The 19,410-nt window shown below is 44.6% G+C and carries 13 protein-coding genes and 1 riboswitch; of the genes, 9 read left to right on the forward strand and 4 right to left on the reverse strand.

The window, feature by feature from the left end; genetic code table 11:
* Positions 1-41: 41 nt before the first annotated feature.
* Positions 42-1,601, forward strand: a complete 1,560-nt coding sequence (locus EPL05_RS09535) for a dihydrolipoamide acetyltransferase family protein (protein WP_128533700.1) — start codon at positions 42-44, stop codon at positions 1,599-1,601.
* Between the two features lie 74 nt (positions 1,602-1,675).
* Here EPL05_RS09535 and EPL05_RS09540 read toward each other — a convergent pair whose 3' ends face one another.
* The 4 genes from EPL05_RS09540 to EPL05_RS09555 form a co-directional block, all read right to left on the reverse strand.
* The gene (locus EPL05_RS09540) at positions 1,676-2,911 is read right to left on the reverse strand and encodes a homoserine dehydrogenase (RefSeq protein ID WP_128533701.1); all 1,236 of its coding nucleotides are present in this window, start codon (positions 2,909-2,911) and stop codon (positions 1,676-1,678) included.
* A complete protein-coding gene (locus EPL05_RS09545; RefSeq protein WP_128533702.1) occupies positions 2,911-3,966 on the reverse strand; it encodes a homoserine O-acetyltransferase family protein in 1,056 nt (351 codons plus the stop codon). Before EPL05_RS09545 ends, EPL05_RS09540 begins: the two co-directional genes overlap by 1 nt.
* Before the next feature lie 85 nt (positions 3,967-4,051).
* Positions 4,052-5,365, reverse strand: coding sequence for an O-acetylhomoserine aminocarboxypropyltransferase/cysteine synthase family protein (locus EPL05_RS09550; protein WP_128533703.1), 1,314 nt, complete (start codon positions 5,363-5,365; stop codon positions 4,052-4,054).
* A gap of 234 nt (positions 5,366-5,599) precedes the next feature.
* A riboswitch (SAM riboswitch) is annotated at positions 5,600-5,711 on the reverse strand.
* A 484-nt stretch (positions 5,712-6,195) separates the two neighbouring features.
* Entirely contained in the window at positions 6,196-7,311 is a 1,116-nt protein-coding gene (locus EPL05_RS09555; protein WP_128533704.1) for a trans-sulfuration enzyme family protein, read from the reverse strand.
* 96 nt (positions 7,312-7,407) lie between these two features.
* Here EPL05_RS09555 and EPL05_RS09560 point away from each other — a divergent pair, with 96 nt between their 5' ends.
* The 8 genes from EPL05_RS09560 (at position 7,408) to EPL05_RS09595 (ending at position 19,407) form a co-directional block, all read left to right on the forward strand.
* Positions 7,408-7,932, forward strand: a complete 525-nt coding sequence (locus EPL05_RS09560; RefSeq protein WP_128533705.1) for a hypothetical protein — start codon at positions 7,408-7,410, stop codon at positions 7,930-7,932.
* A 23-nt stretch (positions 7,933-7,955) separates the two neighbouring features.
* The gene (locus EPL05_RS23955) at positions 7,956-8,246 is read left to right on the forward strand and encodes a hypothetical protein (RefSeq protein WP_166727675.1); all 291 of its coding nucleotides are present in this window, start codon (positions 7,956-7,958) and stop codon (positions 8,244-8,246) included.
* A 763-nt stretch (positions 8,247-9,009) separates the two neighbouring features.
* Complete coding sequence (locus EPL05_RS09570; RefSeq protein WP_128533707.1) at positions 9,010-12,171, forward strand: SusC/RagA family TonB-linked outer membrane protein; 3,162 nt, start codon at positions 9,010-9,012, stop codon at positions 12,169-12,171.
* 18 nt (positions 12,172-12,189) lie between these two features.
* Entirely contained in the window at positions 12,190-13,860 is a 1,671-nt protein-coding gene (locus EPL05_RS09575; protein ID WP_128533708.1) for a RagB/SusD family nutrient uptake outer membrane protein, read from the forward strand.
* 15 nt (positions 13,861-13,875) lie between these two features.
* Entirely contained in the window at positions 13,876-15,003 is a 1,128-nt protein-coding gene (locus EPL05_RS09580; RefSeq protein ID WP_128533709.1) for an IPT/TIG domain-containing protein, read from the forward strand.
* 73 nt (positions 15,004-15,076) lie between these two features.
* A complete protein-coding gene (locus EPL05_RS09585) occupies positions 15,077-16,744 on the forward strand; it encodes an endo-1,4-beta-xylanase (RefSeq protein WP_128533710.1) in 1,668 nt (555 codons plus the stop codon).
* Between the two features lie 253 nt (positions 16,745-16,997).
* Positions 16,998-17,453, forward strand: coding sequence for a GNAT family N-acetyltransferase (locus EPL05_RS09590; protein WP_128533711.1), 456 nt, complete (start codon positions 16,998-17,000; stop codon positions 17,451-17,453).
* A gap of 13 nt (positions 17,454-17,466) precedes the next feature.
* Positions 17,467-19,407, forward strand: coding sequence for a sialate O-acetylesterase (locus EPL05_RS09595; protein ID WP_128533712.1), 1,941 nt, complete (start codon positions 17,467-17,469; stop codon positions 19,405-19,407).
* Positions 19,408-19,410 lie beyond the last annotated feature (3 nt).

Raw genomic sequence — 19,410 nt, forward strand, 5'->3', positions numbered from 1 at the left:
GCCAAAAACTATAATTTTGACCAAACCAACAATACTTGTGTATGGCCAAATACCAATTGTTACTGCCGAAGATGGGGGAAAGTGTTGCGGAGGCAACTGTGATTAAGTGGACCAAAAGTCTGGGCGATCGCATCGAGATTGACGAGGCAGTGATGGAAATTGCAACCGACAAGGTGGATTCTGAAGTCCCCTCACCGGTAGCTGGTAAACTTATAGAACAACTTTACAAAGAAGACGACGTAGTACAGGTAGGTACTGTTATCGCGGTTATAGAAACCGAAGCAGATAAAGCAGAAGCACCCGTGCCAACTCCGACACCCGTAACCGAAACAGTTCCACAACCTGTTGCTTACACCGCACCTGTTGCATCACCCGCTCCGCAATATGTTGCGCCGGTACCGCCGGTAGTAGCGGCTCCTGTGCAGGATATCCCTGGCATAAATCAGTTAGAACAAAGGCCGAGCCCAACAATCAGCAACGTTAAATTCGATAACCGTTTTTATTCGCCTCTGGTTAAAAGCATAGCTATACAGGAAGGTATTGGCAATGATGAACTGGATCATATACCAGGCACCGGCGCGGAGGGCCGCTTAACCAAAGACGATCTTTTAGATTACATACAGCACAGACCGGCTAAAGCTGCGGCAGCTCCTGTTCCGGCAGCAGTGTCGACAAAACCTGTTGCTGAACCCGTAAGTCATTCAGAACCAGTTATTACTTATACCGCGGCCATACCACCGCCTTATACTCCGCCGCCTGCACCTGTTGAACAACCTTCATCGGCAACGGCCGAGGAACCGGTAACAGGGCCTACAGCCGCTCCAGCGGAAGCGCCAAAAGCTTCCTTTGAAGCACCAAAAGCTGCTCCAAAACCAGCAGCATCAGTATCTGGTGGAGATGAAATTATAGAAATGGACCGTATGCGCAGGCTGATAGCCGACCACATGGTGTACAGCAAGCATACTTCGCCGCACGTAACCTCTTTTGTTGAGGCTGATGTTACCGAACTGGTAAACTGGCGCGAAAAAATAAAAGGACCGTTTGAAAAACGCGAAGGGCAGAAGTTAACCTTCACCCCCATATTCATCGAGGCGGTTATTAAGGCCATCATCGCGTTGCCGATGATCAACGTATCCGTTGTTGGTACGCAGATCATTAAGAAGAAAAATATCAACATTAGCATGGCAACCGCCCTGCCAAATGGTAACCTGATAGTCCCGGTTATTAAAAAGGCCGATGAATTAAGCCTGCTGGGCATAACCAAAGCCGTAAACGACCTGGCACACCGCGCCCGCATAGGTAAGTTGCTGCCCGATGATGTGAAGGATGGTACGTTCACCATTACCAACGTAGGTTCGTTTGGGAACGTGATGGGCACACCAATCATTAACCAGCCACAAGTGGCCATTTTAGCAGTGGGCGCTATTAAGAAAAAACCTGCCGTAGTAGAAACACCACAGGGTGATGCAATAGCCATCAGGCACATGATGTTCCTTTCCTTATCTTATGATCATAGGGTAGTGGATGGTGCATTAGGCGGCACGTTTGTGCGCAAGGTAGCCGACTACCTCGAAAACTGGGATATAAGCCGAAATATATAGTTAATTAAATGTGAATTTTACAAAAAACAAAAGGCCCGTAAAGGGCCTTCCGTTTTTTGTGCCTGAAGAATCTACTAAAAAACTTCGGCGGCATGTATTTTTGCCGGGGCTAAACTGACCCCCGTTAGCTGATCGGCAAATGCTACGAATGCCTTGTTATCAGATATACGCTGTTGATTGTCTATCAGTTTTTGTAAGTTAATTTTTCCGATAACGAATTTGTAACTACCTGAATAATAGCGCTCTTTTATATACTCAAACCCAAGGGCTTCTACCAGTGCTTCGTCCTCGTAGCGCAGATAGATATTTATCTCTACGTCGTTTGTAAAGTGCAGGTCTTTAATTGCTTTCGCCTTTTTATATTCATACCCATAATCGTAACGAAGAGCGGCGATATCAGATAATACAGCCGAACCTGTAGGGTGGCCGCCAGCGCCTTTTCCAAAGAAAAATTGCTGATCAGCAAAGGCTGCTTGCACCGTTACACCATTGTATTCGTACTCTACATTATATAAAAATTCGCTTTCGGTCACAAATTTAGGCAGTACAAACATTGCTACGTTACGGGCATCCAACTCTTTGGCAACGGGTACCAGTTTTATCTTCAGGTTCTTTTCACGGGCGTATTGCAGGTCGTTGGCGCTCAGGTTTTGAATACCAATGTTGAGTACTTTCTCTGGCTCCACAATAACGCCGTAGGCATGTGCCGCAGCTATAATAAGCTTGAATTTGGCATCGTAACCTCCAACATCCATAATGGGGTCGGTTTCGGCAAAGCCCAGATCCTGCGCCTGTTTAAGGGCACTGTCGTAATCCATATTCTCTAAGAAACCCTTAGATAGAATATAGTTGGATGATCCATTGAAGATGCCGCTGATAGAGTGCAGCAATTCGTTATCATAATACTCCTCCAGGTTGCGGATGATAGGGATACTCCCGCAAACAGCACCTTCGTATAATAGCGAAGTACCGTGTTTCTCCTGAAGTTCAATCAGTTCCTTCAAATAAATAGCGATCATTTTCTTACTGGCCGATACCACGTTTTTGCCAGACGACAGCGCACGCGATACTATTTCAAAAGCAGCTTCGGTATCGTTTATCAGTTCAACAACAGTATTTATCTCGGAGTTATTTAGTATCTCATCCCGGTCGGTAGTGAACAGCTCCTGCGGCAATGTGCGCAGTTTGCCAGGGTTTTTGATGGCTATTTTCTTTATTTCGAGGTTGAGGTTTTTGGTACGGATAATATCGTATAGTCCCTGGCCCACCACTCCAAAACCGAAGAGGCCAATGTTAAGTTTCTTACTCATTAAGCAGTTTTTTGCAATTCTATAATTTTTCCTTTTACATCAGTTTTAAAAAACGATGTGATGATATTGGTGAGGTCTTGTGTTTCAATTAAAAAGCCATCGTGCCCGTAAAACGAGTCCAGTTCGGCAAAAGCCGATTTTGGGATATGCCTGAACAGGTATTGCTGCTCCTCTACAGGGAACAATACGTCAGATTTGATGCCGATAACCAGCGTGCGGGCCTTTACCAGGCTTAGCGCTTTATCAACACCACCACGGCCACGGCCAACATTGTGCGAGTCCATCGCCTTAGTTAAATACCAATAGCTATAGGCATTGTATCGGTTTACAAGTTTTTGCCCCTGGTAACTCTGGTAGCTGGATGCTTTAAAGTTATCGGTAAGGGCGTTATCATCTTCCTGCTGTGTAATATCGTAGGTTTTGTACCCGCGGTAGGATAGGAGCGCTATACTACGCGCCGCTTTAAGCCCTTTGCTGCCGCCATCGGGCGAGTTGGCATAAAAGGTACGGTCGGCAGTGATGGCCAGTCGCTGCGACTCATTGAAGGCAATTCCCCAGGGTGAATGGCGGGCATTGGTGGCAATCAGTATCAGGTTTTTGATGCGCTGCGGTTCTATAATGCTCCATTCCAAAGCCTGCTGACCACCTAAAGAGCCACCCAAAAGAATCTCGATATGCGTTATCTCTAAATGGTCGGCTAATAGTTTATGCGCCTTTACAATATCACGGATAGTAAAATCGGGGAAAGCAAGATAATAGGGCTGCCCCGTGGTTGAGTTAATACTAAGAGGATTAACCGTGCCATACGGCGAACCTAATATATTGGCACAGATCACAAAATGCTCTTCGGGGTTAAAGTGGTCATTCTCGCCAAAAAAGCCTTTCCACCAATCAAAAACATCTGAATTTGCGGTGAGCGCGTGGCATACCCAAACTACGTTATCACGGTTTTTGTTAATGGTGCCATAAGTATTATAGCCTATTTGCAGCTCTTTTATTTTACTGCCGCTTTCCAGTTCAAATGTACCTGTGTATGTAAAACTTTGTAAACTCATTTCTTTACTTTTCGTCAATCGGGAGCAGTTGGCTAAAACAACTACTCCCTCATAACATCACTTATAAAAAACTAAAAAAAACGCCTTATGCTAATTCCAACTCGGCCACTTTGGCAAATGCCTGGGCAAAGTCAGCTTTAATATCATCAATATGTTCAATACCAACCGCAACGCGCAGCGAGGTAGGTGTTACGCCTGCAGAAAGCTGCTCGGCTTCGCTCAATTGCTGGTGCGTGGTAGCCGATGGCTGAATGATCAGCGTTTTGGCATCGCCTACGTTGGCTAAATGACTCACCAGTTTAAGGTTATCTATCACTGCTGAGGCCAATACTTTATCGCCCTTTAATTCAAATGAAAGTACCGCGCCAAACCCATTTTTCAAATACTTTTTGGCAAGCTTGTGTTGCGGAGACGACTCCAGCCCCGGATAATTTACTTTAGCCACCTGCGGATGTTCCTCCAGCCATTTGGCCAGTTCCAAAGCATTATCTACATGGCGTTGTACGCGGAGTGAAAGTGTTTCCAGTCCCTGTATATTCAGCCATGAATTGAACGGTGATTGCGACGGACCGAAATCGCGTAGCCCTTCTACACGGGCACGGATGATAAACTGAATATTACCAAATGGTCCGTTCACGCCGAACACATCGGCAAAAACCAAACCATGGTAACCTTCAGACGGCTCTGTAAATTGCAGGTACTTGCCATTGCCCCAGTTGTAATTGCCGCCGTCAATAATAACGCCGCCAATACTGGTACCGTGCCCGTTGATCCATTTGGTGGTAGATTCTACTACCACGTGCGCGCCATGTTGTAAAGGGCGGAACAGGTAGCCGCCTGCGGCGAATGTGTTATCTACAATCAGCGGCAGATCGTGCTTGTTGGCTAATGCCGCTAATTTTTCAAAATCGGGGATGTTAAAGCCGGGGTTACCAATGGTTTCCACGTAAATAGCCTTTGTTTTTTCGTCGATATGTTTCTCTATCGCTTCGGCGGTATCGTCGGCAGCGAAACGAGCATCAATGCCCAGGCGCTTAAAAGCAACTTTAAATTGGTTGTAGGTACCGCCGTATAAAAATGGCGAGGTAACAAAGTTATCGCCCACCTGCAAAATATTATTTAAAGCGATGAATTGAGCCGCCTGACCAGATGCTGTGGCCAAAGCCGCAACGCCTCCTTCCAAAGCAGCAATGCGTTTCTCAAACACATCGGTAGTAGGGTTCATCAGGCGGGTATATATATTGCCAAATTCTTTCAGGGCGAACAGGTTTGCCCCATGTTCGGCACTGTTAAAAACGTAAGAGGTGGTTTGGTATAAGGGCACTGCGCGTGCACCCGTGGTTGGGTCAACTTCCTGGCCGGCGTGTAGTTGTAAGGTTTCGAATTTTAAGCTTGACATATTCTGTAGATTTAAAGGGTTTTGAATGAAAATGTATAATTACGACAGGATATTGCTATCCTTTAGGGTATCACGTGTGCTTTCAGAAAATTAAAAGGGGGAACGTGTTACAGGATCAACAGCAGCAACACATACAAATACAGCCAATAATTTGGTTGTATGCAGAAGATAGTCCCGGTTGGGATTGATGTGTGTTTTGTTGAAATACGTAAGTTGTACTTTTCATGATCTTAAAATTTATATCCCCCGGGTATACTTTTTCCGGGACAGGAATTGGCACCTTCTCCATTTTGGAGGGTTGCCAGCGGGTTTTCGAGCCTGATCTCTCGCCGCTTCTTTATAAACCAAAATCCTTTTGAGGGGAATTGATTAAGGTATTACTACCGATTAACGTGGGCAAATATAGGTGAATGGCATTTTAATATCCAAATAATATTTTAATTTTATTGTCATATAATGTTGGATGAAGCTTAGAGTGAAGATATGGCTCGTGATTCTGAAATATTCTAAAGACGATCATTCCTACGGAACGAACGAAACTATTTATTTTTTCTACCAACATGCGTCTATATGAAGCACGTAAATTAGAACACCATAAAGCATGCAAGAGCATCCTATTCAAAAATTATAAGGGTACATATTTTATGAATGGATTAGTAAAGTTCCTGTTCCATCGGAGCATTTGGTTGGTAGAAGTAGAAAGGAATTCATAAACGTTCCATCGGAACGCTGGTAACTCGCAAGCATTATAAATTATTATTCCAGTTCTTTAAATATGTACTTCTCTTACCAATCAATTTTGTTTCACTCAAAAAAATGGAACACTTGTACTAACCTAATGCCTGCGCCATATCCGCTATCAGGTCATCAATATGCTCTAACCCAACCGATACACGCAGTAAATTCAACGGGGTTTGGGTATCCGGCCCCTCTACAGATGCGCGATGCTCCACCAGGCTCTCTACCCCGCCGAGGCTCGTGGCCTGGGTAAACAATTGCAGGGCATTTACAACTCTTTTAGCTTCATCTTCGCCGCCTTTAAGCAGAAAGGATAGCACAGCGCCAAAACCAGTCATTTGTTCCTTAGCTATTTCATATTGCGGATGCGATTGCAGGCCGGGGTATAGTACTTTCTCTATTTTATCGTGATTATCTAAATACTCTGCCAGCAATTGCGCGTTCTTTACGTGCCCACGCATCCGGTAAGGCAGCGTTTTTATGCTGCGGGTAAGGTAATAGCAATCTGTAGGTGAAGGGATGGCACCGCCCATGGTTTGTACATTGCGAATCTTTTGCCACCAGTCGCTTTTCTTGGCAGTAATTAACGCGCCGCCCATCAAGTCGCTGTGCCCGCCGAAGTATTTGGTGGTAGAATGCATCACCATATCGGCACCCAAAGCCAAAGGCTGCTGGCAAAGCGGCGTAGCAAAGGTGTTATCGCAAACTACCTTTATATCATGCCCCGCAGCAATTGCTACAACCATTTTTATATCGGTTACCTTTAATAACGGGTTGGATGGTGTTTCGAGCCAAATGAGTTTGGTATTGGGTTTGATATGAGATCTAAGCACAGTACTATCGTTCACATTTACAAAATCAAACTCGAGGATGCCCGCGAACAGTGTTTTTAATTGATTGCGCAAGCCGTGGTACATATCATCCGGCGCTATAATATGGTTGCCCGGCTCCAGCGATTGGAAAACCGACATGCCCGCCGCGTTACCCGATGAAAATGCCGCCGCTTCTTCGCCGCCTTCCAACTTTGCCAGTACATTTTCAAGGGAGGCACGGTTAGGGTTTGAAGCCCTGCTGTAGATGTGGCCGCCGGGAAAACCGCCGTCATCACCGCGTTCAAAAGTGGTGGCGGTTACAATAGGTTGTACTACCGCGCGGGAAGTTGGGTCGATATGATTGCCGGCGTGGATGGCGATGGTTTCTACTTTCATGGATAGAGAGAGTTAGCCTTCAAAATAAATGCAAATTTTTGGTATTTGCTGTAGCGAATATAAATTTGGCTGCGTAATGTTATAAAATCCCTGTCAATGAGATACCTATCCTTACTTATCCTGGTTGTGTCGCTTGCCTTATCAGCCTGCAAAAAAGACGGCGTAGACACCGATTACGATAAAAGCTATTCGGCCTGGCTGTCCTTCAAAAAATCATCCAACAATTCTTATAGTTACGTTACCTACTACGGTTCAGTGTTCGGCTATCACTCCCAATCTAAAATAACCGTGCAGAACGGAAAGGTAGTGGGGCGTGACTTTTTACAAATACGGCAAACTAGTAATGCCGGCGTTGTGGACACCCTAAAAAAATGGGCCGAAAGCGGCGCGGCACTAAACACCCACGAAAATGGTTTTGCCGCTCTGACGCTCAACCAAGTTTACGCCAAAGCAAAAGGAGAATGGCTTAATGTGAACAAAACTGATAATTACGTTTACTTAGAAACCACCAACAACGGTATCATTTCCAGTGCCGGATACGTTCCAAAAAACTGTGCCGACGATTGCTTTATAGGTATCAATATTAAAGATGTAAACGTTTATGTTAAAGAAATAAAATAACTGGTAAACGTTATTTTACACACATGAAAAAGCTTTGCATCCTTATCGCACTCATTGCTATTTTTGATACCTCCTGCAAAAAGCAAAACGCGAGCCCCGTAACAAGCACAAAACACCCCACCAACGGGAAAGGCCAAACCTTATTTGCCGCATCAAATTATGAAGCAAGTGTGGATGCCTGGGCAACATACAAAGCCAGCATTAGCAATTCATATAAATATACGGCGCTAAACAGTTCATTCGCCGGGTTTGAACAAAAACGTCACATTTCATTGTTCTCGCCCTACCTATGCAACATTGATGCTGAATCATGATGTAAATATTTACACGGTAATGAAATTACTGGGGAACCTTCATAAAAACAACTCAGATTTATGCAAAGGTAGTAGGTACACGAAAAGTTGAGGCCGTTAATCAATTACCAATATTTACTATATGATGTATACTAACAATAGGGCTTGTTAGCTATTTTTAACCAAATGCCCGTAAGGTTATCGGCATAATTATGCTCTTCAGCTTCTTTTTGGTTTGTATTACCCTACTGTGAGGGTTACTCATCTGCCTACGCTACTCTTTCATCTTTCTGTAAACGATAAAATAGCACATTACACGCTATCGTCCGGTTAGTGCGCTTACTCAATTAACGCAAGTCCATAAATTCTTATAGGGTGGGGGGACTGGAGGAATATAGTTTAATGGGCCATATTAATGCAATCGATGTAAGAAATGATAATGGCCCTGTATAAGTGTCAAGCGCACAATTGTATCAATTATATTACAAATAGAGTCGGAGCAAAGAATATTTTATGCAATCGATTGTAAAGTAAAATATTGTTCATAATTTTAGTGGCGTATACCAATTACACCAACAATCTAAAAATATTATATCGATGAGGCTGAAATGCCATGCATCTATTTTTCAGTTTATGCAATCGATTAAAATTTGCTAAATGAGGAAGGAGGAACATTTTTAATGAAAATCGAGACGGGATGGTAGATCGTGTTTCGAAGGCATTTTACCAAAATTACCAGCAACTAAATAACCAATTAGAACTATCAAATAAATAATCAATTATTATGGGAAGAAATTTACGAATAGTACTACTGTTTGTATCCATTTTGTTTGCTGCCCGCAGTATGGCACAAAATGGAAGCACGGTAGTAAAAGGAACTATAACGGATGAAAAGGGGGTAACCCTTCCGGGAGTAACCATATCGGTAAAAAATGCACAAATAAGTGTCATTTCCAATATCGATGGTAATTATACCATTACAGTACCTGCAACAGGCAAGGTGCTAACGTTTTCATTTATAGGCATGGAACGCCAGGAAGTAAGTATTAATGGCCGTGGAGTCATTAATATTACTTTAAAATCTTCTACCACCTCTTTAAACGATGTAAACGTTGTAGCTATAGGCTACGGCACCCAGCGCAAGCAGGATGTAAACGGCGCCATATCATCTGTTAAAGCAGCCGATATTGCAAACATTCCCCAGGTAAGTGTGGACCAGTTACTACAGGGTAAAGCTGCGGGCGTAACAATTACGCAAAATTCAGGCGGCCCGGGTAGCGCAACATCGGTACACATACGCGGTATTACATCGCTAACATTATCTAACGAGCCATTATATATTATTGATGGCGTACCGGTATCCGGCGATGCCAATAACAGAACCACAAGCGGTAGGTCGCAACAATTATCGGGCAACAATGGCGAAACGGGTGTTAGCCCGCTGTCGTTCTTAAACCCAAGCGATATCGAATCTATTGATGTATTAAAAGATGCATCGGCAACCGCTATTTATGGTAGCAGGGCTTCTAACGGTGTAATCATCATCACTACAAAAAAAGGTAAAGCAGGGAATTTTAGGGTAGGGTACGATGGTTACTACGGCATTCAGCAGCAAGGGACACAACTGCCTATGCTAAACCTTAAGCAATATGCCAAATTACAGAACGCGCTGGCTGATGTTATTGGCATATCCAGAAGAGGTGAATTTGCTAACCCGGAACTGCTTGGCGAAGGCACAAACTGGCAGGATGAGATCTTTAAAACCGCCGCACAGCAAAGCCATCAGCTAAGCTTTTCGGGGGCGAAGGATAACACCGATTATTACATTTCCACCGGGTTTGTAAATCAGGACGGTACTGTATTAGGAAATGATTACAAACGCTACAATGTACGTGCTAACATTAACTCGCAGGTTAAAAGCTGGTTTAAAGTTGGCGGTACCATGGCGGGCAGTTATAGTTTCCAAAACACATCGTTAAGTAATAACACCGGTATTATTTACACCGCGCTTTTAAGCGCGCCAGACCAGGTTGTTTATAACGCCGACGGTACCTTTGCCGGCCCACAGGCCGACCAGGTAGGAGGCCAGAATAACCCGGTACAACAGGCTTTGCGCATTACCAATAATCTGGCCCGCTATAATTTTAACGGCGGTTTGTATGCCGATATTAAAATACTAAAAGATCTTACCTTAAGATCTGAAGGAAACGGCGACCTGAATTTTAGCGCTGCGAAGCTATTCAGGCCAACTTATAATAACGGCCCGCGCTTTGTTAACCTTACGGCCTCTTTGCAGGAATATAACAGCAATTCGGTGTATTGGACGTGGAAAGAATATTTAACCTACACCCACACGTTTGCAAAAAAGCATTATTTGCAGGCAACCGCCGGCCACGAATTGATCAACATCAATTACAAGGATAACTCGGCTGGTGTACAAAGCTTTTTAAGTAACGATCTGCAATCGCTAAGCCTCGGCGATGCTAAAACCGCTACCCTTGGCGAATACATTGGCCCAACCGATGTTTTAGAATCGGCTTTTGCAAGGGCCATCTATACGTATAACGACAGGTACAGCTTAACAGCTACCTTCCGCTCTGATCGCTCATCTAAATTTGCGCAGGGCCACCAAACCGGGTATTTCCCGTCTTTCGGTGCATCATGGCGTTTATCAGAGGAGCCATTTTTTCAGAACCTGAAAAGCGTTGCGGATAATGTTAAAATAAGACTTGGCTATGGCCAAACCGGTAACCAGGCTGTGCCAAACTACCTGTATGGTTCTGCCTTAAACGCTGTAGTAACCGGGCAGGGCACGGGCTTTGGTATCGACAAAATTGCCAATCCTAACCTTACCTGGGAAACCGCTATCCAAAAAAACCTTGGTTTAGATTTCTCGCTATTTAACAACCGCATAGATGCAAGCGTAGATTTTTGGAAGAAAAGCTCCAAAAATTTCCTTTTCCAGGCAGCGTTGCCAGCGTTCCTGGTAGGCCAAACCGCAGAGTATTCTGGTACAGGTGTTATTAGCCCGCCTTATGTTAACGGTGGCGAATTAAAAGCAAATGGTTTTGATATTTCCATTACCAGCAGGAATATTGTTAGTAAAAACTTTAAATGGAACACCTCAATCGTATTTAGCCATTACGCTAATAAAGTAGCTTCGTTATATACCGGCGTGCCATTTATCAGCCAAAATGTAACTACCAGTTTCCTGGCGTTACCGGTTACACGTACGCAGGTAGGTACATCTGTAGGAGAGTTTTACGGCTACAAGGTGAAAGACCTGTTCAGAACCCCTGAGCAGTTGCGTAATGCGCCAATTCAATTTGGCCGCCCTATGCAAACCGGCAGCGGTGGAACTTACTTAGGCGATATTCAGTACGAAGATCTGAACAACGATGGAAAAATAGATGCCAACGATCAAACATTTTTGGGTAACCCAAATCCTAAATTCACCTACGGCATCACCAATAACTTCTCTTACAAATCGCTGGATCTGTCCATTTTCTTAAACGGATCTTACGGAGCTAAAATATTCAACGTTTTAAATTACCAGATAGCCGGCTTAGGCAGTTTGTATCAAAACCAGGTAGCTTATGTGGCCAGTTTTTGGGCGCCAAGCAACCCAACATCTAACGTTCCTCGCCCGGTTGCAGGCGATAACCCCAACTTGCTAAACTCAGATCGCTTTATTGAGAGCGGGTCGTTCCTGCGGATCCAGAATGTAACGCTTGGCTTTACTTTACCATCTTCGCTGGCCAAAAAAATCAAGGTCGAAAGATTGCGCTTTTATGCAAGCGGGCAAAACCTGTACGTGTTTACGCCTTACAAAGGGCTCGATCCGGAAATAGGCTCGGTAAACCAGAATGTATTTTTAACCAACGTAGATTTAGGAAGGTTCCCGATACCAAGAACGATAGTGTTTGGTGTTAATGCATCATTTTAACCTTTAGAAAACTTAGATATGAAAACATATAAAAAATATTTAACCGCGTTTACAGTAGTGGCTTGTGTAGTATCCAGCAGTTGTAAAAACGAGTACTTTGATCGCCCGCCAAAAAGCCAGATCACGGTAGATAACTTTTATCAGAATGCCGAACAGGTAAATGCCAGTACTTTGCTATTATACAGCGCTCCCTGGTTTGGGTACTCGGGTAAAGGCGGTTGGTCTATAACAGAGATGAGCGGCGGTAACGGGCGTACCTATTCTGCCGATATCATCAACTTTCAGGATTTTTCTGTTACCGGTACCAATTTTGAGATTTCCGCGGTTTGGAACTCCTTATACATTGAAGTTGCGCAGGCCAATGCCATCATCAATAACTTACCTACCAAAGTTCCAGCGTCCGTTGACGGGGCGGTAGTGAATAACGCCTTAGGCGAAGCACGCTTGTGGCGGGCACTTGCCTACTTCCATTTGGTTCGTGTTTTTGGGGCCGTACCTATCATCGAAAACACCTTTGATTATGTTGCCGATTATCAGGTACCGAGGCACCAGGTAACCGATGTTTACAAATTTATTGTAAACGACCTGAAGTTTGCAGAAGCCAATTGCTATGCTAAGACCAGAAGCGGCGTTTCTCCTTCAAATGCCAAGGTGTCCAGCGGTTCGGCATCTGCTTTACTGGCAAAGGTTTACCTGTACATGCAGGATTATGCCAATGCTTTAGCCGAAGCGAATAAAGTAATCAACAGCGGCGAGTTTAAATTATACGGTATAGATGTACCCGGCAAATCATTCGCCGATCTGTTTCTTACCGCCAATAATAACAACGAGGAATCGGTTGTGGCTTTACAATGGGCCGGCAATGGTGGCTACGGGCGTGGTAACCCTTTCCAGGCAGCTGTGGCTTACAACAGCCAAATAACCGGTACCGGCGATGGCTACGGCCAAATGGCACCAACCTTTGACCTGCAGGATAAATTTGACCCCAATGATTTAAGGCGAAAAGCAACTTATATGCTGCCGGGCGATAAATACCCCGAGATAAACCAGGCCGCAGGCGGATATACATTACCTGCCGATGCCAACTCACAGGGCACACATGCGCAGGTGAAAAAATATGTGGTTGGTACACCGGCAGATAACGGCGGTACTGGCGGCGCACAATCCTCAGCAAATAATACTTACCTGATGCGTTATGCCGAACTGTTTTTGATAAAGGCCGAAGCGATAATGGCCGGTGCTAAAACCAGCGCCGATCCGGAAGCGCTTGCTGCCATCAATACTATCCGCAGAAGGGCGGGCTTAGGCAACTTAGCGGTTATTGACCGTACAGGTTTTGTAACCAACCCTACTTACGTAGCCGGAAGCAATAAAAGAGGCGAGCACTGGGCAACAGTTTACCGGGATGACCTGCTTGACGAACGCCGCCGGGAGTTCGCGTTTGAGAATGATTACTTCTACGACCTGATGCGCCTGGACGGCTATAATAAAACATCGCACCCTATTGCCCTGCAAATTATAAAACAACAGGATAAGGGTACGTCGGATAGTCAGACCCCGCCTAACCGCTACGGTAACGGATACCTGACCAATATAACCGATGCAAGTTTTGTATTCCCCATACCGGCTACAGAAACTGCGGCCGATCCTAAGCTGAATGAGGCCCCGGTTCCTTATGTTTTTAAATAATTAAATATAATTATCATGAAATTAAATCTAAAAATAGTTTATCTGGTGCTCTCCATTCTTTCAGTTTGGGGGATATCGGCCTGTAAAAAAAGCCAGGACGGCGGTACGGGCGCGCCATCGGTAACCCGCGTACGTTTGCTGAGTAAGAATGATACGGTAAGAGATGTAATACATCCCATCAACCTCGATTCGAACAGTATATATGACCAAACACGGCTTAATCCTTTCGATTCTACCGTTGCGGCAGGCAGATTAAATACCCAATATGCTATACTGGGCGCTAATTTGCTTACTACAAAATCTGTAACCATCAACGGAGTATCGGTTTACTTTAACCCCGGCCTGGTTACTGATAACAGCATCATACTTACATTGCCTCCCACGCTGCCCTTTGGGCCATCGCAAACTAATACCTTAACTATTGTTACACAGCATGGTGCGGTCGATTTCGCGTTCTCAATCCAGCAGCCACCGCCAATTATTACAAGTTTTACCCCATTGGCGGCAAGCGCGGGCGATATTATTACCATCACCGGTACGGTGTTCAACTCGGTATCGGCGGTTAAGTTTGATACCACACCCGCCGAAATAGTAGGTACACCTACCAACACCCAGATACAGGTAAAAGTGCCTGCCGGTGTTGTACAGTCTTATATTTATGTAACTACCCCCGGCGGTACAAGTAAATCTCCCGGTACGTTCGGCTTTAAATCATTGGTATATGATGATGCTTTCTCATCGGGATGGGGTTCGTGCTTCGGCTATAACAGCACACGCGATCTGGCTAATACCGAACATCCAAAAAGAGGGACAGCAGCCATTAAAACAACATTTAGTGATGCTTATGGCGCATTCCAGGTGGGTTATAACGGCGCCACATTGGATGTGAAGAAAGCAGGACTGACCGCTATAAAATTCTCGGTTTACGGCGGCGCAAGTACCGATGGTAAACAGATCCAGGTAGTTATCAACGGTAGTTACGGCTCGTCTGTGGTACTAACGCTTTCTACCGGTAGCTATACCGACTATACCGTTCCGCTTAGCTCCTTGGGTAACCCGGCTTCTATATCAGAGCTGGTTATTCAGAATTATGGCGGCAATGTACCGAGCACCATTTACATTGATGATATCGGTTTTATTTAACAGTAATCAGCTAAAGCGCCCTTTTTGTAGCGGTGCTTTAGCTTGTTTTTAATTTTATATAAAGTATTTAAATATGAAAAAAATATCGAAAATATTGCCGGCCGTTATGGCGGGGATATTGATAGTCTGTGGTTCGTCTTGTAAAAAGGCAAACTATGATAATGTGGAGGTGCCGGAAATTCCGCTGCTAACCAGCACAGGGAATGTAAAGCCGGCAGATAGCGTTGGAGTGCTTAAAACTTTAACAGCGTCGAGTTTCACCAATATGGGTATGGCGGTAACTTATGGGCCAATGGCATCTAACGCTGCTTTTTTAGCCACGGTGAAAACCCATGCTAATAATATCACTTTTGGTAACGAGCTAAAGGAAGGCTCTGTTGTTGCTAACAATGGTACTTATAACTACACTACTGCCGATGCCTTGTACAACATCGCGTCAACCAACGGCCTGGATGTTTTTGGCCACACGCTGGTTTGGCACTCGCAGCAAAATATTACTTATTTAAATTCGCTGATAGCACCAATAGCTACTACGCCGGTATTAACAAATGTGTTGGCTAACGGCGGTTTTGAAGCAGGCAGCGGTTCGTCTTTCACAAATTGGTCGGCTTACAACGGGGCGACTTCTTTCTCCTCAGGTTCAGGCGCAAGCGAAGTTCGCACCGGAGACAGATCGCTTAAGGTAACTGTAGCGGCTGATGGCCAGGCCTATTCGGTGCAGTTGGCAAGCGACCTGTTCGCTACAACCATGGGCACATCGTACACCATGACGTTTTACATTAAAGCGGCTACTACGGGCGGTAAAATGCGTATCTCTACAGGCACCACAGCTCAATACTCTGGCGATTACAACATCACAACCGTATATGCGCCATACACCTTTACATTTAACGCAAAGGACGCGCAAACAAGAGTTTTAATAGATATTGGTTATAGCGCCAACACTTATTTAATTGACGACGTAACGGTTACCGGCCCGGCCAGCGGCAGTGGTTCTATAGAACAAACGCCTGCGCAAAAAGCTACTGCGATTGATAACGAAATGAAGCGTTACATCACTACTACCATGCAGCATTATACAGGTAAAGTAAAAGCCTGGGATGTGGTGAACGAGCCTTTTATAAACAACGGTGCTATCCGCACTAATACCAACTATACCGCGCCAGCTAATGAGTTTTTATATGGGCAGTATATTGGATGCAAGTACGATGCAAGCAATTACATCTTAAAAGCTTTCCAATACGCAAAGGCAGCCAACGCGGCCGCACTAAGGTTTATTAATGATTATAACCTGGAGTCGTCGCACGCTAAAACAGATTCGATGGCGGCTTTGGTTACTTTTATTAATAAGCAAGGCGCATTGGTAGATGGCATTGGCACACAAATGCACTTAGGATTAAATGCTTCGCATTCAGGCATCGATTATATGTTTAAAACATTGGCAGCCACCGGGTTGAAAATAAGGATATCTGAGCTTGACGTTGTTTTAAATTCGTCCAAATCGGCCACTTATACACCGAGCGTAACGGGGCTTAATTTACAGGCCGACTTGTACAAATATGTGATACAATCGTACCTTAAAAATGTACCTGCGGCGCAGCGCTACGGGGTAACTGTTTGGGGTGTATCAGATACCGATAGTTGGCTAAACACAGCTGCAACACCAGATGTACCGTTGCTTTTTGATAAAAACTATAAGAAAAAAGTTGCTTTTGCAGGCTTTATACAAGGCCTTAAGTAACCGGCACCGCATGCCGAAATGATAACACGGGGTAAGCTCTTTTAATATAAAATGAACTTGCCCTGGTTATATTATGAGATAATTTACCGCTATACATACCTTGTTACTCGAATGATGAGTTTCTAATGATTAAGGCAACTGCAAATGATAAACCTTTAGTGGTAGCATTACTTGGTAAAGCCTTTAACGGGCATAACAGCGTTATTACCTGCTTGGCGCCGATAAAACAGGCGCTAAATACTTTAATGCCTTGATGGAGTTTTCCTTCGAGATGTGTTACAAGTTTGGGGATATTTGGCTATCTGATGATGATAAAGCCTGTGCATTGATCTTATATCCGCAAAAAAAATGTGTAAGCCTAAAACTGAGTTTGCTTAGGATAAGGTTATTGCTTACCGCTATAACTTCCAGCGATTATAAGAGCAGGCAGTACCATTTAGCGGCAATGGAGAAGATGCGCCCTAATTTAGATATGGCATTAATTTGGTATATTGGGGTTGACCCAAATTATCAAAACCGGGGAATTGGAACGCGTTTAATTACCCAAGTGCTTCAGCGGATAAAAAGCTGTAGCTTACCGGTTTACCTGGAACTTTCTGCATATCAATATTTAGGATGGTTTGAACGGTTTGGTTTTGAAGGCTATGAAGTATATGATTGTGCCGATTATAAATTTGTCAACTTTTTTCTAAAGAACGATCTTAAATAAGTATCACCGTAATATGAAATTGTACTTAAGGCTTTTTACTCTTTGTTTTTGTTGGTTTGTAACACCTTCTTACGCCACAGTTCGCTTGCCGCAGTTAATAGCCGATGGCATGGTTTTACAGCGAAACGTACCCCTAAATATATGGGGCTGGGCAGATGCCGGGGAAAAGGTAACCGTAACATTCAGGGGGAAGCAATATAAAGTTAAAACTACAGCCAGCGGAGAATGGGCGGTGATATTACCGGCCATGAAGGCAGGCGGCCCTTACATAATGGATATAACCGCCGGTAACACGGTGATTATAAACGACATTTTAATAGGCGATGTATGGTTTTGCTCCGGCCAGTCGAACATGGTGATACCTATGGAGCGGGTTAAAGAGAAATACCCCGAAGATATTGCAGCGGCAAATAACCCGCAAATAAGAAACTTTTTCCTGAGCACTCAGGCAGATGTAACGGCAGAACACGCCGACGTTTTGCCCGCCAAATGGGATAAGGCCACCCCTAAAAGTGTGTTGAATTTTGGCGCGGCAACCTGGTTTTTTGCCAGTCGGCTTTACAAGAAATACCGTGTACCTATTGGCATCATCAATTCAAGCGTTGGGGGCGTTCCCATCCATGCATGGATCAGCAGGGAGGGGCTAAAAAATATTGCTCCGTTCAATGCACGTATCCTTCAAATGGATAAGGCCGGTTTTAAAGATAGTGTTAGCAGGTTGCCTGTTAAAGCTAATCCGCCTACCGAACAAAATGACCTTGGTTTTTTAGAAACCGTACACTGGAACGATGTGGCCTATGTGCCAAATAACTGGCACAAGTTCTGGCTGCCGGGCTACTGGGCAGACGAGGGCATTAAAGGGTTGAACGGTGTGGTTTGGTTCCGTAAGGAAATAACCCTGCCCGATTCCATGGCCGGCAAGCCTGCAAAGTTGTTTTTGGGCAGAATGGTAGATGCGGATGAAACTTATGTAAATGGCAAATTCGTTGGCCGTATCACCTATCAGTATCCGCCGCGCAGGTATAATATCCCGGCGGGTTTATTAAAAGCGGGTAAAAATATCATTATCGTCAGGGTCACCAATACATCAGGAAAAGGCGGTTTTGTACCCGGTAAAACCTATAACTTAAAAGTGGGGACTGAAGTGATAGACCTTAGGGGCGAATGGCAATATAAGGTAGGCTCGGTTTTTTACCCGGACCAGTTTACACTACTACCTGCATTCATCGCCCAAAACGAACCTTCCGGGCTATTTAATACTATGGTGTCACCGGTTACCAGGTATGCGGTAAAAGGTTTTTTATGGTACCAGGGCGAAACCAATACCGGCGCATCCGAAGGCTACGGTAATCTGCTAAAAACATTAATTAGCGATTGGCGCGACAAATGGCACAATGCCGGTTTGCCATTTATTTATGCCCAGCTTGCCAATTTCGGTGAGGTGGAATACTCCCCATCAGAAAGTCAGTGGGCGGATGTACGGCAGGAACAGCTCAGCGCGTTAACAGCACCCAATACCAGGATGATTACCCTTATCGATTTAGGTGAGTGGAATGATCTTCACCCGCTCAACAAAAAAGATGTGGGGGAACGCTTTGCAATAGCCGCCGAGAATTTAGCGTATGGTGAGTCGTTGGTAGTTCCATCCGGGCCAATATATCAATCGGCAAAAATTAACGGTAATGTGGTGGAATTGACTTTTACCAATATTGGAGGAGGGCTTATTGCCAGAGGAGATCCTATGCTGTCGCAATTTGCTATCGCGGGCAGTGATAAAAAATATGTTTGGGCAACCGCTGTTATAGAAAACGATAACGTGGTGGTACATAGCGATGCAGTTGCTAACCCTATGTATGTGCGGTACGCCTGGGCCGATAACCCGGAAGCCGCCAATTTGTATAATAAAGAAGGGTTGCCTGCATCACCTTTCCAGGCAGAGATCAAACAGAAATAGCTA

Origin of the sequence: Mucilaginibacter gilvus, from assembly GCF_004054195.1 — a bacterium.
Lineage (GTDB): Bacteria > Bacteroidota > Bacteroidia > Sphingobacteriales > Sphingobacteriaceae > Mucilaginibacter > Mucilaginibacter gilvus.